At 43.7% G+C, this 15707-nt stretch carries 11 protein-coding genes; 1 reads left to right on the top strand and 10 read right to left on the bottom strand.

Annotated features, from left to right (window positions below; genetic code table 11):
- Positions 1-2: 2 nt before the first annotated feature.
- Positions 3-1685: an energy-dependent translational throttle protein EttA gene (gene ettA / locus KHS38_RS21235; RefSeq protein WP_213490776.1), complete on the bottom strand. Its 1683-nt coding sequence runs from the start codon at positions 1683-1685 to the stop codon at positions 3-5.
- A gap of 72 nt (positions 1686-1757) precedes the next feature.
- A complete protein-coding gene (locus tag KHS38_RS21230) occupies positions 1758-2963 on the bottom strand; it encodes a family 1 glycosylhydrolase (RefSeq protein ID WP_213490774.1) in 1206 nt (401 codons plus the stop codon).
- 728 nt (positions 2964-3691) lie between these two features.
- Here KHS38_RS21230 and KHS38_RS21225 point away from each other — a divergent pair.
- Positions 3692-6232 (top strand): ATP-dependent Clp protease ATP-binding subunit, encoded by a 2541-nt coding sequence (locus KHS38_RS21225; protein ID WP_213490772.1) that lies wholly within the window; start codon positions 3692-3694, stop codon positions 6230-6232.
- Between the two features lie 148 nt (positions 6233-6380).
- Here the strand turns inward: KHS38_RS21225 and KHS38_RS21220 are convergent, their stop codons facing one another.
- From KHS38_RS21220 to KHS38_RS21185, 8 genes are all read right to left on the bottom strand, one after another.
- The gene (locus tag KHS38_RS21220; RefSeq protein WP_213490769.1) at positions 6381-7193 is read right to left on the bottom strand and encodes an enoyl-ACP reductase FabI; all 813 of its coding nucleotides are present in this window, start codon (positions 7191-7193) and stop codon (positions 6381-6383) included.
- Between the two features lie 60 nt (positions 7194-7253).
- On the bottom strand, positions 7254-8915 hold the full coding sequence (gene recN / locus KHS38_RS21215) for a DNA repair protein RecN (protein ID WP_213490767.1): 1662 nt from the start codon (positions 8913-8915) through the stop codon (positions 7254-7256).
- Positions 8916-9027: 112 nt separating this feature from the next.
- Positions 9028-11034 carry a M56 family metallopeptidase gene (locus KHS38_RS21210; protein ID WP_213490765.1) on the bottom strand — a complete coding sequence of 669 codons (2007 nt, stop codon included), beginning with the start codon at positions 11032-11034 and terminating at the stop codon, positions 9028-9030.
- An 11-nt stretch (positions 11035-11045) separates the two neighbouring features.
- A complete protein-coding gene (locus KHS38_RS21205; protein WP_213490763.1) occupies positions 11046-11417 on the bottom strand; it encodes a BlaI/MecI/CopY family transcriptional regulator in 372 nt (123 codons plus the stop codon).
- Positions 11418-11541: 124 nt separating this feature from the next.
- Positions 11542-12441: a type IX secretion system protein PorD gene (gene porD, locus KHS38_RS21200; RefSeq protein ID WP_249665514.1), complete on the bottom strand. Its 900-nt coding sequence runs from the start codon at positions 12439-12441 to the stop codon at positions 11542-11544.
- A complete protein-coding gene (coaBC, locus tag KHS38_RS21195) occupies positions 12442-13638 on the bottom strand; it encodes a bifunctional phosphopantothenoylcysteine decarboxylase/phosphopantothenate--cysteine ligase CoaBC (RefSeq protein ID WP_213490761.1) in 1197 nt (398 codons plus the stop codon).
- 89 nt (positions 13639-13727) lie between these two features.
- Positions 13728-14057, bottom strand: coding sequence for a DNA-directed RNA polymerase subunit omega (locus KHS38_RS21190; protein WP_213490760.1), 330 nt, complete (start codon positions 14055-14057; stop codon positions 13728-13730).
- Between the two features lie 37 nt (positions 14058-14094).
- A complete protein-coding gene (locus KHS38_RS21185) occupies positions 14095-15027 on the bottom strand; it encodes an outer membrane protein assembly factor BamD (protein WP_213490759.1) in 933 nt (310 codons plus the stop codon).
- Positions 15028-15707 lie beyond the last annotated feature (680 nt).

Here is a 15707-nt window from a genome sequence, read left to right as displayed (position 1 = left end):
CGTTATTGCACCAGTTTTTTATACTTGATGCGCTTCGGTGCTACATCGCCCAGGCGTTTTCTGCGGTTCTCCTCGTAGTCGGTATAGTTACCTTCAAAGAAATAAACCTGCGATTCGCCCTCGAAAGCCAAAATGTGGGTACAGATACGATCCAGGAACCAACGGTCGTGGCTGATGATTACGGCGCAACCGGCAAAGTTTTCCAGTGCCTCTTCCAGCGCACGCAGCGTGTTCACGTCAATATCGTTGGTCGGCTCATCCAGCAGCAGCACGTTCGACCCCTTCTTCAGTGTTATAGCCAGGTGTACCCGGTTACGCTCACCACCCGATAGTACCGATATTTTCTTCTGCTGATCGGCGCCATTGAAGTTGAACTTGGATACATAGGCGCGGGAGTTGATAGGGCGGTTGCCCAGTAGTATGCTTTCCTGCCCGTCGGTAATGTTTTCCCAAACCGATTTGTTTGCGTCCAGGTCGTCGTGCATCTGGTCAACATACCCCAGCGCTACGGTCTCGCCCACACGGAAAGTGCCGCTATCCGGCTGCTCCTGCCCGGTAATAAGGCGGAACAGCGTGGTTTTACCGGCACCGTTAGGGCCGATGATACCCACAATGCCTGCAGGTGGCAATGAGAAGGTCAGGTTCTCGAACAGTACACGGTCGCCATAGGCTTTGGTTACGTTGTTTACCTCAATTACCACGTTACCCAAACGAGGACCCGGCGGGATAAACAGCTCCAGCTTTTCTTCACGTTCCTTACCCTCTTCCGAAGCCAGCTTTTCATAGTTGGCCAAACGGGCTTTACCTTTGGCATGGCGGGCTTTAGGGGCCATACGCACCCATTCCAGCTCACGCTCCAGTGTTTTCTGGCGTTTGCTTTCTGTCTTCTCTTCCTGGGCCAAGCGTTTTGCTTTCTGATCCAGCCAGCTTGAGTAATTGCCTTTCCATGGAATACCCTCGCCGCGGTCGAGCTCCAGAATCCAGCCCGCTACGTTGTCCAGAAAATAACGGTCGTGCGTAACGGCAATAACAGTACCCTGGTATTGCTTCAAATGCTGCTCCAGCCAGTCTATCGACTCGGCATCCAAGTGGTTGGTAGGCTCATCCAGCAGCAATACATCCGGCTCCTGCAACAGCAAGCGGCACATAGCCACACGGCGGCGCTCACCACCCGATAGTACGCCTATCTTGGTTTCGGGATCGGGGCAACGCAAGGCATCCATGGCACGCTCCAGTTTGGTGTCCAGTTCCCAGGCGTTTACGGCATCAATCTTGTCCTGCAGTTCGCCCTGGCGCGCCATCAGCTTATCCATCGCATCGGCATCCTCATAGTATTCCGGCAAACCAAATTTTTCGTTGATGTCTTCGTACTCTTTAAGGATAGCCGTGATTTCGGCAACGCCTTCTTCTACCACTTCACGAACGGTCTTTTCCGGATCCAGTTCAGGTTCCTGGGCTAAGTAACCCACCGAGTAACCCGGCGAGAAAACCACTTCGCCCTGGTACGACTTATCTAAGCCGGCAATGATTTTTAAAAGAGATGATTTACCCGAGCCGTTTAAACCAATAACGCCAATCTTGGCGCCATAAAAAAACGACAGGTAAATGTTTTTCAGTACTTGTTTTTGAGGCGGGTAAATTTTATTTACCCCTGCCATCGAGAATATAATTTTTTCGTCAGCCATCTAAGTTGTTGTATTGATTGCCAAATATAACGCATTACAAAAAAAGCCACTCATGTGGCTTTAAATTGTTTGTTAATGCAAATAGGTTTGTATGCCAAAGCTTTCGTCGGCCAGTACGGGTTTCCAAACTTCTATCAAGTGCTTGTAAGCCTTACCCACGGGGCGTATTTTACGATCCAGGTCATAAAGGCCCAGCTTGTTTACATTGCCGGCATTGTGGCGCAGGGCCGAGTCCCAGTCCATCTGGTCGGTTAAGCTGTACCAGGTAAATCCTACAATAGGAAAGCCATCCTGCTTAAAACGATATAAGTTGGCCCATTCCTTATGCAGCCACATTTCGGAGTTTGGCTCAATAATATTAGTTTCGGTATGCATTACCGGCAGGTGATAGCGGTCATAATACTGTTTGGTAATTACATAATAGCCAAATATCTCGCCTGATGCACGGGTTGACCCATCGGGCAATACCAGGTGCTCATTGGTAATATAATAATCGTTACCCATAATACATTTGGCTTTGATTTTATTGTTCATGAACCACATGTATTCCTTATCCGTCATGCCGTTATCCAGCAGCCATTTGTACATGGTAACGCTTACCGGGTGGCTGTAGCAAAGATCGAGCGATAGGAAGCGCTTACGATTCAGGAAATCGGCCAGGTCGCGGCAGCTCGGATCTTCGGGGTGAAAGTACTCCGACGATTCGCTTTGGATAAAGGTAGCATCAGGCTGTACCTTCAAAATTTCCTGCATGGCCAGTGCATTGGCTTTGCAAAGTATTTTAAGCGCATTTACAAACGCTTTATCGCTGGTTAAGCTTTCATTCCACCAGCCATACTGGCCTGAAAATACCGCTGCAATAAAAATCTCATTAATAGGCGTATACAATTGCAGGTCCGGAAACCGGCGGGCAAATGCGCCGGCAAACTCAGCAAAATAATGTGGCCAGTCAGCATTCTGAAAATCGCCGATCCAGTCGGGTACACCAAAGTGGCACAGGTCAACTATTGGGGTAATATCCAGTCGCTTAAGTTCACGAAAGGTTTCGTCGGTAAAACTCCAATCGTATTTGCCAGGGCCTTCATGTACCTTGTAGTATGGCGGACCGTAGCGCAGAAACTCAATGCCCATTTCCTTTACCAGGGCAAAGTCTTCTTTCCATCGCTCATAGTGGCCGCATTTTTCCATCTCGTCAATACGTATTTTTTTGCCGTTCTCAAATATGGTAGGGTAACTGTTCTCTATCCCGGTACTGAACATGAATTTGCTTTTCATCATAGATGGCTTTATAGGTTAGTAATTTTAACCGATGGCGGTCTGGATTAACCATAGCAAGATGTAGCCTAATGTTTACAAATGCATGCATGCTGGTATTTTCCGTCTCGGTAAACAAGTTTGATTGTTATGAACCACAGCCTGGTGCTGTGTTGTGCTTATTGATTTAAATAATATTGATGCATGTGTAACCCCTGTTTGACTTTTATCGTTATAATGATAAGTAACATTGTGCATAACAATACCTTTAATGCGATATGGCATGCGCTCCTTATTTAAATTAACGACGTTGTTTAGTTTCAATTGCATCGTTTGCTTATAACCGCTTTACCTTATAATGTGTTTTAACTTGAGATTAATGTTAAATGAGATTAAAATCAGGAAATAAGGTTTAAGTAACAGGTGTATGTCAATAAGGCATACTTGTGACGAAATTGCCTGCTATAGTAACCGGTGTATAATAAACTGAAAAATTAATTTTAAACTGTGCAGTAAAAATTAAATCAAATACTACATTGCACATGAAAACACCGTAAACAGAGCGCTACAATCGCATTAACACCTGCAAATCCTATATGGGGATTGGCGAGTTATACAGATTACACTGATTTAACAAATTATCTACGCCAACTTTAAACATTGGCAACATTGTTGATATTAAAGATATAATTCCGTATGCGTAATCAAATCTATTCATCCGGAGGTTCAAATAAACTATAGAAAGGTACTATATGGAAGCTAAATTTTCGCCGCGGGTTAAAGATGTAATATCTTATAGCAGAGAAGAGGCACTGCGCCTTGGGCATGACTATATAGGTACAGAGCATCTTTTACTTGGGCTTATTCGCGACGGCGACGGCATAGCCATAAAATTGCTGAAAGGCTTAAATGTGGATACAGCTAAATTACGCCGCGCTGTAGAGGATGCTGTTAAAGGTACTACCGGAACTAATGTACATATTGGCAGCATTCCGTTAACCAAACAAGCAGAAAAAGTATTAAAGATAACTTACCTGGAAGCAAAAATATTTAAGAGCGATATTATAGGCACTGAGCACTTGTTGCTGTCTATTTTACGTGATGAAGATAATATTGCCTCTCAATTGCTGATGCAGTTTAATGTGAACTACGAAATTTTCAAGAATGAAGTAGAATCTCACAAAAACATTACTGACGAGATGCCTGGTTCATCAACCGGTGGCGACGATGATTTCAAAGAAGAAGAATCATTTAGCCAGCCTAAAAAAGTATCAGACATTAAATCTAAAACGCCTGTACTTGACAACTTTGGCCGCGATTTGACTAAAGCAGCTGAAGAAGGTCGTTTAGACCCGATTGTAGGCCGCGAGAAAGAAATTGAGCGTGTGTCACAAATCCTGTCACGTCGTAAAAAGAACAATCCTATCCTGATCGGTGAACCAGGTGTGGGTAAATCTGCAATTGCGGAAGGTTTAGCCTTACGCATTGTACAGCGTAAAGTATCACGGGTGTTATTCAACAAACGTGTGGTTACGTTGGATCTGGCTTCACTGGTTGCTGGTACTAAATACCGTGGTCAGTTCGAAGAGCGTATGAAAGCCGTGATGAATGAATTGGAAAAATCACCTGATGTGATCCTGTTCATTGATGAGATCCATACCATTGTGGGTGCAGGTGGTGCTTCTGGTTCACTGGATGCATCGAACATGTTTAAACCGGCTCTGGCCCGTGGAGAGATCCAGTGCATTGGTGCCACCACGTTGGATGAATATCGTCAGTATATTGAGAAAGATGGCGCATTAGATCGTCGTTTCCAGAAAGTGATGGTTGAGCCGGCATCAATCGATGAGACTATCGAGATCCTGACCCGCATTAAAGATAAGTACGAAGAGCACCACGGTGTAACTTATACGCCTGAGGCTATTAACGCTTGCGTTGCTTTAACCTCACGCTATATTACCGATCGCTTTTTACCAGATAAAGCTATTGACGCTTTAGACGAAGCCGGTTCACGTGTGCACTTAACCAATATCCATGTGCCTCAAAATATTCTGGATATTGAGCAGAAAATAGAGCAGATTAAAGTTGAAAAGAACCGTGTGGTTCGCAGCCAGAAATATGAAGAAGCTGCGAAATTGCGCGATACTGAAAAACACCTGCTTGAAGAGCTTGACCAGGCTAAAGCGGCTTGGGAGGCTGAAACCAAATCAAAACGCTATACCGTAAGCGAAGAAAACGTTGCTGAGGTTGTAGCCATGATGACCGGTATCCCGGTACAGAAAGTGGGCCAGGGCGACAGTCAGAAACTGTTGAACATGACCACCAGTATCCAGGGCAAAATCATCGGTCAGGATGATGCGGTTAAAAAACTGACTAAAGCTATTCAGCGTACCCGTGCCGGACTGAAAGATCCTAAAAAACCAATTGGTTCATTTATCTTCTTAGGTCCAACCGGTGTAGGTAAAACCGAATTGGCTAAAGAACTTGCCCGTTTCATGTTCGATTCTGAGGATGCACTGATCCAGATAGACATGAGCGAGTACATGGAAAAATTTGCCGTATCACGTTTAGTGGGTGCGCCTCCGGGCTACGTAGGTTACGAAGAAGGCGGACAGCTGACTGAGAAAGTACGTCGTAAACCATATTCGGTAGTGTTGCTGGATGAGATTGAAAAAGCTCACCCTGATGTGTTCAACATCCTGTTGCAGGTGCTGGACGAAGGTCAGCTGACCGACTCATTGGGACGTAAGGTCGATTTTAGAAACACGATCATTATCATGACCTCTAACATCGGTGCCCGTCAGTTAAAAGACTTTGGTCAGGGTGTTGGTTTCAGTACTGCTGCTAAAGTAAATCAGGCTGATGCACATTCAAGAGGCGTGATTGAAAATGCATTGAAACGTGCCTTTGCTCCGGAGTTCCTGAACCGTATTGATGACGTGATTGTGTTCAACTCTTTAACCAAAGAAGACATCTTCAAAATCATTGATATTGAGTTAGCTTCACTGTTCGGCAGAATCAACGGCTTAGGTTACGCCATCGAGCTGACTGAAAACGCCAAGGAAGTAATTGCCGACCGTGGTTATGACCAAAACTTTGGTGCCCGTCCGTTAAAACGTGCAATACAAAAATATCTGGAAGATCCGATTGCAGAAGAAATTCTGAAAGGTGAATTACAGGACGGTGATGTAATGGAAGTTGACTTTGACAAAGAAGCCAACGAAATTAAAATCACTGCCAAACATAAAGGCGAAAGTGAAGATCCTGCTCCTAAAGCTGAAGAGCAAGAGTAATAATCTTAGCTAAGTGAAAACAAAAAAGCCCCTGAGCAATCAGGGGCTTTTTTGTTTATGTGGCATTATCTGAGTGGATGTTGATGTAAAAATAAGAAGGCCATGCTGATTAGCACGGCCTTATCTTATAAATCTTTATAATGGAAAATTACTCGCCCATTTTCTCGATAACATCTGGGGTAACGCCAGTGAAAGAGAAACCACCATCGTGGAAAAGGTTTTGCATGGTAACCATTTTGGTAAAGTCTGAGAACATGCTCACGCAGTAGTCAGCACAGTTATCAGCATTAGCATTACCCAGCGGGCTCATTTTCTCAGCAAAGTTAATGAAGCCGTCAATACCTTTAACGCCAGAACCAGCAGTAGTAAGCGTAGGTGATTGTGAAACGGTATTCACACGCACTTTTTTCTTAACACCGTAGTAGTAACCAAAGTTACGGGCAATGCTTTCCAGCATAGCTTTACCATCGGCCATATCGTTATAGTTAGGGAATACACGCTGTGCAGCAATGTAAGTTAAAGCTACGACCGAGCCCCACTCATTGATTGCATCATGTTTCATGGCTGATTGCAGCACACGGTGCAAGCTGACAGCAGATATATCTAAACCTTTGTGTGTAAACTCCAGGTTATTTTCAGTGTAAGGAATGTTTTTGCGCACGTTGATGCTCATGCCTATAGAGTGCAGGATGAAATCAACACCGCCGCCAAAGTGCTCCATAGTTTTAACAAACAGGCTGTCAACATCGGCCTCGCTGGTTACATCAGCCGGTATAACCGGAGCATTTACCTCTTCGGCCAGTTGGTTGATAGTACCCATGCGCAGGGCAATAGGGGCGTTAGTTAAAACCAGTTCGGCGCCTTCCTCTTTACAGCGCTGTGCTGTTTTCCAGGCAATTGATTTTTCGTCAAGGGCGCCAAAGATGATACCCTTTTTACCTTGTAATAAATTATGAGCCATACTTTTCGTAATTGTTATCGGGGTGTAAAGGTAGAAATTATTTGTCAGTTTAAATGCAAACTAACTATTCAACAATTCTTTGGCATTTTGCAACGCACTCTCGCCCGGTTTATCCCCGCTCAGCATTTTTGCAATCTCCACCACACGCTCATCATTGGTAAGCTGGCGTATCTGGGTATAGGTAATTTCCTTCTCGTTGTTTTTGTATACAAAGTAATGGCTTTCGCCTTTGCTGGCAATTTGCGGCAAGTGGGTAATGGTAATTACCTGCAGGTTTTTAGCCAGTCGCTCCATTACAATACCGGCTTTGTTAGCCACCTCGCCCGAAATACCAGTATCAATCTCGTCAAAAATAATGGTGGGCAGCGCAGTATACCGGGCAATGATCGATTTAATGCTCAGCATTAATCGGGATAGCTCACCGCCTGATGCTACCTTGCTCATTTCGGCCAGGTTGTGGCCTTTATTAGCGGTAAACAAAAATCGTATCTGGTCTACACCGTTTTTGGTTAGTTCATTATCGGCAGTAGGTTTATGTTCAATTTTAAGCTGTGAGTTGCCCATGGCCATTTCAGACAGTGTATCCAATACCTGCTGCTCAATATCAGGAATTGCTTTGATACGGTTTTCCGATATCTGCCCCGCCAGGCTTTCCAAGTCTTCTTTCTGCAATTTGATTTGCTGCTGCAGGCTTTCAATTTCCTCATCACCAAAAAGTACTTGCTGTATTTTTGCTGATAAGTCGTCCTGAATTTGCAATAGCTCTGCATTGCTGCTTACACGGTGTTTCTTTTGCAGGTTATAGATCACGCTTAAGCGTGTGTTTATTTCATCCACACGAGCCTCATTGGTTTGTGTACGCTGCTCCAGCTGCTCAATTTCTGAAGCTACATCTTTTATCTCGATAAGGGTACTGTTGAGGCGCTGGTACAGTTCAGATACTTCCGGGTTAAATTTTTCGATACCTGTCAGTTGCTGGCCTGCTTCCTTAAGTTGCAGGGTAACGGCCGTTTCGCCATCCTGTAATAGATACATGGCACCGGTAAGGTGGCGTTTTATTTCTTCGGCATTATTTAAGGCGTAAAGTTCCTGCTCCAGCTGTTCCTGCTCGTCGGCATCCAAGTTGGCTTTCTCCAGTTCGTCAAACTGGAACTGAAAGTAATCCAGATCGGCTTTGGCCTTATCACTATCAGCTATAAGCTGCTGCAATCGTGATGTGGCTTTTTTATATGCGCGATAATTGGTTTGATATTCGTTGAGCAAAGGCTGGTGCTTGGCTACCGAATCAACAATCAGTAACTGAAATTCAGGATCGGCAAGTTCGCGGGTGGCGTGCTGAGAGTGAATATCAATCAATTGCTCACCCAATAATTTAAGCGTAGTAAGATTTACCGGCGTATCATTCACAAACGCGCGCGATTTACCGTCGGCCGATATTTCACGGCGCAATACAGTTTCGGCTTCATAATCCAGGTCATTATCTTCAAAAAACGACTTTAAGTGAAAGCCGGCAATTTTGAAAATTCCTTCAATTACACATTTTTTTTGCTGATTGAAGAAATACTTACTCTCGGCGCGCTGCCCTAATATTAACGACAGGGCGCCGAGAATGATAGATTTACCGGCTCCGGTTTCGCCGGTCATAATGTTCAACCCCGCATCAAAACTGATATCCAGGTTGTCGATTAACGCATAGTTATTTATGGTAAGCTGTCGCAGCATGAAAATGTATCCTTTGCTTTAGGGTTACTAAGTTACAAAATCAATGCCTAAGCTTTATGATTATCTGTTTAGCAAATGCAAAAAATATTAGCTAAACAGATAATAGGTAAAATTACAGTTTGGGTTCAGGTACTTCCTTCAGTTCGGGTAGTTCCGGTTTTTCAGGAAGCTCGGGTAATTCCCTTAGTTCCTGACGTTCTGTCATCACTGCGTTGGCTGCCTTAGCCATGCGCTTTTTAAAAGCCGGGCTATTTTGGTATTGCTGTAAACGCTCGGTCGCTTTTTTTAATGCGGCCTGTTCTTTGAGCAGCTTTGGATTGGTTTGAAAAGCCTTTAATTGCTGTTGAACGCCAGCCATTTGTTTTTGCTCGAGTTGCAGGCGCATGTTATTAGTTAGGCTTTTAAGCGAATCATCAAGGCCTTGCAACGCTTTATGTTGCTCTTTCAGCGCAGCACTTTGATAATGCTTGCCCAACTGCTCGCTCACTTTGCCAAGTTCGGCCTGAGCAGATTTGATATCCGCATCGTTTTGGTAAGCATTCAGCTCTGCTGTTAATTTATCTAACTGGGCTTTTTTCTTTTTATACTCGGCGCTGTTGGCTTTGGCTTGTGACAGCTCGTTGCTGGCATTTGTAAGTTGCTTTTGCATTTCCAGAAACCTGGCCGAACTATAATGTTCACCTATTTTGGTGGATAGCTGACCGATTTGCTTTTGCAACTGCTGCGCTTCCGGATCCTCAGTAGCCTTACCAATGGCTGCGGCATAGTCCTGTTGCTTTTGCATCAGCCTCTGCATATCCGGATTGTTGAAATATTGATCAACGTTTTGTGCATGCCTGTTCAGATCTTTTTCAATTTTTGTAAAGGCTTCGCTTGCATAAAGCTGTCCAATGGCATTACCATGCTTTTCAATATCGGCTGCTAACTTTTCCATCTCCTTATCCTGGTAAGTAAAGCCATATTTATCCGATTTAAATTTAGGCGGCTTAGGCGCTTCAGGTGGGCGGGGCGGGGCTGCAGGCTCGGCAGGTTTAATAATGGTATCCTGAAAAAAGGTGGGTACCAGCTCGGCAAATCTTACTTTTTTTACCGTAATCTTTCCGTCTTTTACGGTTGGTTCCAGCCAGGCAATACTACTTAGGCTGCCTGCCATCAGTAGCAGCGTAAGCGCTACATGGCGCGGATTAATCATTGTCTTTTTAGTTTCCATAATACGATGTATGCGGTTTAGTAAATAATTTTTTTGTCCGGTGGCTGCCAGTGCAAGAGAAGGAAGGTCGGCCTGCGCTTCCTGCACTTTAAGTAGTGCCTGTGCATATAATAAAGGCTCTCCTGTATGCTGTATTACTACATCATCACAGCAATGCTCGCGCTCCTGGTTAATAGTTCGGTTGATGAGCCATACCAGGGGGTTAAAGAATAAGGTGGTTAAAACCAGTTGCTGTATCAGGTTAATGAGGTAATCATTCCGTTTAATATGTGCCAGTTCGTGTAGTAACAGCGCCTTTATTTCGTCAGCCGATAGCCGGGCATAAGCCGTTATGGGTAAAAAGATAATAGGTTGTAAATAACCGGCAACGCAGGGCGTAGTTACCTGGTTGCTAAGCCCGGATGTCACTTCTTTTTTGACACCTGCCTGGCGGGCTAACAAGTTTATTTGTTTCTGCAAAAAATCATCTGTAATAATTGATTGCCGTAGCTGCCGCAATCGCTGACGCCCCATAAACAGGCGAACCAGTTGGAAAAAGAGACCTGCTGTATAAAATAAACTGATATAAGGCAGGTAGGGGCGGTAGCTTATGCTGTAGCTTTGGTAAGCCTGGTGTATAGCCTGTTGCACCAGGTGCAAATCAAAGTTACGATTATGCTGGTTAACGGTTATGGTTGATGTTGTTACATCCCAGTTCGACTGATAGAGGTGCGCAATCACCGTTATGGCAAACCAGCCCGATACAGCCAGCATAGCACCTGCTGCCAGTTTGTATTTAATGCTTGCCGTTGTATTGGGCAAAAGCAGTATAAGCAAACGCAATAAGGTGTAAACAAGCAACGCCTGCCACAACGAATGGATAATGGCATTAGCCACAGCCTGACTTATATTATAGATAACGGTTTGCATAACAGTGGTATTTATTGGTTCTCGAACTTTTTCAGGTACGCTTTGATGGTATCTATCTCATCTTTGGATGCTTTGTGATTACCCAACGCTTGGATAACCAAATCGGCAGCCGAGCCTTTAAAAACAGTAGATATAATTTTATCCAATGCGCTTTGCTGTGCTTGCTTTTCACTTACAGCAGCTTTATAAATATGTGTTTTGGCTGATGCATCACGTTCAACCAAACCTTTTTCGTGCATAATTTGCATAAGCTTTAGGGTAGTGGTGTAACCGGCTTCTTTGTTCTTAATTAGTTCCTCGTGCACATCACGAACGGTACAGGCGCCTTTATGCCATAGCACTTGCAATATTTCCAGTTCGCTTTCAGTTGTCTTAATTTTCATATATACGAATATCTTCGTACAAAGATCTACGATAGTTTTCGTATTTGCAAGTGGTCAGGAAATAAAAAATTAAAATTATTGTTTAACAGCCTATTTAATAGGTGATAATGCCGGAGTAGGCAGATTAGCGCTGTTGTAAAGCCTGGTAAAGATTGCCGTTAGCCGGATCGGCTTGGTTCAGGATATTCATGGCCTGTAATCGCTCTTGTGGATCGGCCTTGGTATATAAATTAACAAACTCATTGCGCTTGGCCAAAAAGAAGAGGGTGGGCCAGGTAGCACCTACACGCTGGCGATCTAATTGGGTAAGGGTAGGGAGTATGCCTGTAATTGTTTTTCGTCCGGCGGCGGCGTCATCGGCCATTACGTCTAAACCGTTACGGTGGTAATCATACAAAAAGCTACGCAGCGGAATGTAGGTTTTGTTCATCGTGTTTTCTGACAGCCAGTAGCGATTGGTATTGCCGTCAAACGCTTTCCACCCTTTGTATGATGAGCTTTGGGCGTTAATCACTACAGTTTGGGCGTTTGCGTAATAAGCCGTACCGCCAAAACGCGAAAAGCTATCATAATCCATCGCCATAATCAGGTAAGCATAATAAGCCATTACCGAGGCCAAATTGCTCTGAAAATTCTGGTTATTGAAATCAATGGTTTGGCCTTCGGTATAAGTGAAATCAAAATCGCGGTCGTTAACGCTAAGTAGTGTAGTGTTATAAGACGCATTATACACCGGCCGGGAAGATTGTACCTGCAACTCGCCACTAAAGGATGTACCATTATCCCAGGCGGTAACGTTCAAAATAAAGCTGCAATCTATCTTTTCTGACGGCTGTATCGCATCCGCGCTCCATTTACGGCCATTCAGGAAATCGCGCATGGCTGTTTCAAGCGATTTAAATACACGCTTGTTTGCAGTTTGAATTTTGGGTGAAAGTACTTCTACCCGAGCATTCAAATCCTGTGCGGCAGCTGCACAACTGCAAAAACATAAGGCCAGGTAAAGGCACAGCTTTATCATCATTTATATCAGCTCTATAATTTTATTACAGATATCAGCCGCAGTATCCGCTTTGCTTTTTAAATCAAAAGTGGTTTTCTGCAAATGCTGATCAATAATCGTAATCTTATTGGTATCTGTTTTAAAGCCCGCACCTTGATCGTTCAACGAATTGAGCACTATAAAATCCAGGTTTTTCTTCCTGATTTTCTCTATAGCATTCTCTTCCTCGTTTTGTGTTTCAAGGGCAAAGCCTACCAGTAGCTGGTTTTTACGTTTCCGCTCGCCTAAAGTTCTTAAAATATCGGTTGTTTTTTTTAGTTCGATCTTAAATTCCTGGTCCTGCTTTTTAATTTTCTGCGGAGCTACAGTAACCGGCGTGTAATCGGCCACTGCGGCGCTCATCACGCAGGCATCAGCAGTTTCAAAATACATAAGGCAGGCCTCCAGCATTTCTGAGGCTGATGTAACGTCTACCCGCTTGATGCCAGGTTGGTTATTGGTTTGGCTTGTAGGACCAGTAACTAAAGTTACTTCGGCACCTAAAACAGCCAGTCTATCGGCTATGGCAAAACCCATTTTGCCCGATGAGTGGTTCCCTATAAACCTTACCGGATCAATCGCTTCATAAGTAGGACCGGCAGTAACCAGCACCTTACGGCCTGTAAGTGGCAGGTTGCCGCTTAACTGGTTAGTTAAAAACTGCACAATTTCTTCCGGCTCGGCCATTCGCCCTTCGCCATGCAGGCCGCTTGCCAGTTCTCCCGTACCTGGTTGTATAAGCACATTACCATAGCTTTGCAGCTTTTGTACATTATTTACCGTAGCCGGGTGCTTCCACATATCCAGATCCATGGCCGGGGCAAAGTACACCGGGCATTTGGCTGATAAGTAAGTTGCCAAGAGTAAATTATCACATTGCCCGGTTGCCATTTTAGCCAAAGTGTTGGCGCTGGCAGGCGCAATCAGCATGGCATCAGCCCATAACCCCAGTTCCACATGGTTATTCCATTGCCCGGTTGCAGGTTCAAAGTAATTAACCAGTGCGGGCTTTTTAGAAAGGGTTGCCAGGGTAAGCGGCGTTATGAAATTAACAGCGTCGGCAGTCATCACTACCTGCACCTTAGCACCGGCTTTTACCAAAAGCCTTACCAGGCTTGCGGCTTTATACGCAGCAATGCTGCCGCACACACCTAAAACTATTTTTTTGCCATTAAGCATTCAGCAAAAGTATCAAATTAAGTGTATTAAATAAAAAGCCCTTCTTTGCATTAAAGAAGGGCTTTTTATTTAATATTTAACTGGTTAAGTTATTCTTTTGTTGGGTTGCGGTAGTAAACTTTACCATCCAAAAACTCTTGAATGGCAACCAGTACAGGTTTTGGTAATTTCTCGTAGTGTTTAGAAATTTCAATCTGCTCACGGTTTTCAAATACCTCTTCCAGGTTATCGTTTGATGAAGCAAACTCAGAAAGTTTCTGGTGCAGCTCTTCTTTAATATTGTTTGATATCTGGTTGGCACGTTTGCCCATAATTACGAGCGATTCGTAAATGTTATCTGTACCTTTATCCAGCTCCCGTAAATCGCGGGTTACGGTACTGCTTGCTACTGCCGGTTTATTACTGTTATTGTTGCTCATGTCTTTTTCTTAATATATAGTTATATACTATGTTCTCTTAATTCTGCGGACTTCTCTCGCCGTGTCTGCCAATCTCTGATTGCTGCTGGTTCTTTATCGTGTCTTTTTTTGCCAGCTTACGAAGTTGTTTATCATCACTAGCGGCAGCGGCTAATATCCTCTTAGCCCTATCAACACCCCATGAACTATCTTTACGTAATTGATTGGCCTCTCTGATATGTTTACTGTTCGGATACTTTTCAATAAACTGATCTGCATAGCCAATGGCTTGGCCATAACGTTCTTCCTGGCGTAACGGCGTACTGTTTTTTGAGTACATATATTGTGCCTGAATAGTCATGTATTCCATCTCTTCCGCATATTTAGTATCGGGGTAATCACGCAGTGCATTGTTAAATGCCATTACTGCCGATAAGTAATCACCAATATCCCAGTAAAGCTTCGCATTAAGATAAGCTTTAGTCTCCAGTTTATCGCGCAGGTTTTGAATCAATTTGCTGGCTTCAGCAACCCGCTCACTTTTCGGATACAGGTTGATAAACAATTGTAAAGCATCTATTGCCTTTACTGTGTTATCCTGGTCAAGTGTTGCATTTGGTGAATCCTGGTAGTAACAGTAAGCCGCCATATAACGGCACTCTTCTGCACGCTGGCTGGTTGGATACGTGTCGGCAAAGTTTTTAAAATGATAACGTGCTGAGGTATAATCTTTCAGCTTATAGTTGGCGTAGGCATAGTAGTAAAATAGGTCCTCTGCTTCGGCACGGCCACGGTAGCGCTGACTTAAATCTTCGAATAATTCAAGCGCTTTAGTATAGTCCTTTTGATTGTAGTATTTAATACCTGCCTGGTATTTTTTAGCGTTATCGTTACTTGCTTTCAGCTTTTCGTAATTGCTTTTGCAGCTGCCTGCAATCAGCATCACGCTAAATAAAGCCCCGGTAACAATAGTGCGTTGTTTTTTAAACATCCTGCAAAGATAAATATATAATGTAAATCAGTCAATTATTATTTATGCGCTAAGATACAGGCTTATTATGAAGCTAAATGTTAAAATGCGTTAAAATCTCAATATGGTATAGACATATATAGGGCCCACCTTTACATTTATTATATAGTTACGATAGCGACCAGGTTATTCCTGTATTAATGATGTATTAGCTTCAACGATCATAGATTCGATTATACACCTATATATAAGGAAAGGAGTGTCTCCTTAGAAGAGGATAAACAGGTAACCACTTAAACAATAATAATAAGGTTTAAATAAACCATTTGTAAATGAATTCAGCTATTTAAGAAATTTTAGGATTGAGAATGAGTAGCTTAACCAAGTAATACAGCCCTGATTTGATAAAGTTTTGCCAATTTATAAAATTTCCATACCTTTGTCGTCCCGCTTGCAAGGAGCGGCTGATGAATTGACATTAGAAAGGCGCTGAAAAAGCGGCCAGAACCGAAAGGGAAGCCGTTTAAGCGAACGCCAAGGCTGCTTTGAAAAAAGGAAAAAAAGGTCTTGACGGGAGTTCTAAAAAGTGTTACCTTTGCAGTCGCAAATCGAAAGAGTAGCGAAGTTCATTGAAAGATAGGTAAAGGATGGGTGAGAGGAAGAGCGGAGCGCGGTGAAAGCTGTAGTGAAGTTCAGAAACA

This window comes from Mucilaginibacter sp. Bleaf8 (assembly GCF_018390515.1).
In the GTDB taxonomy this organism is placed as follows: Bacteria; Bacteroidota; Bacteroidia; order Sphingobacteriales; family Sphingobacteriaceae; genus Mucilaginibacter.
This window is presented reverse-complemented; position numbering and strand designations above follow the sequence as displayed.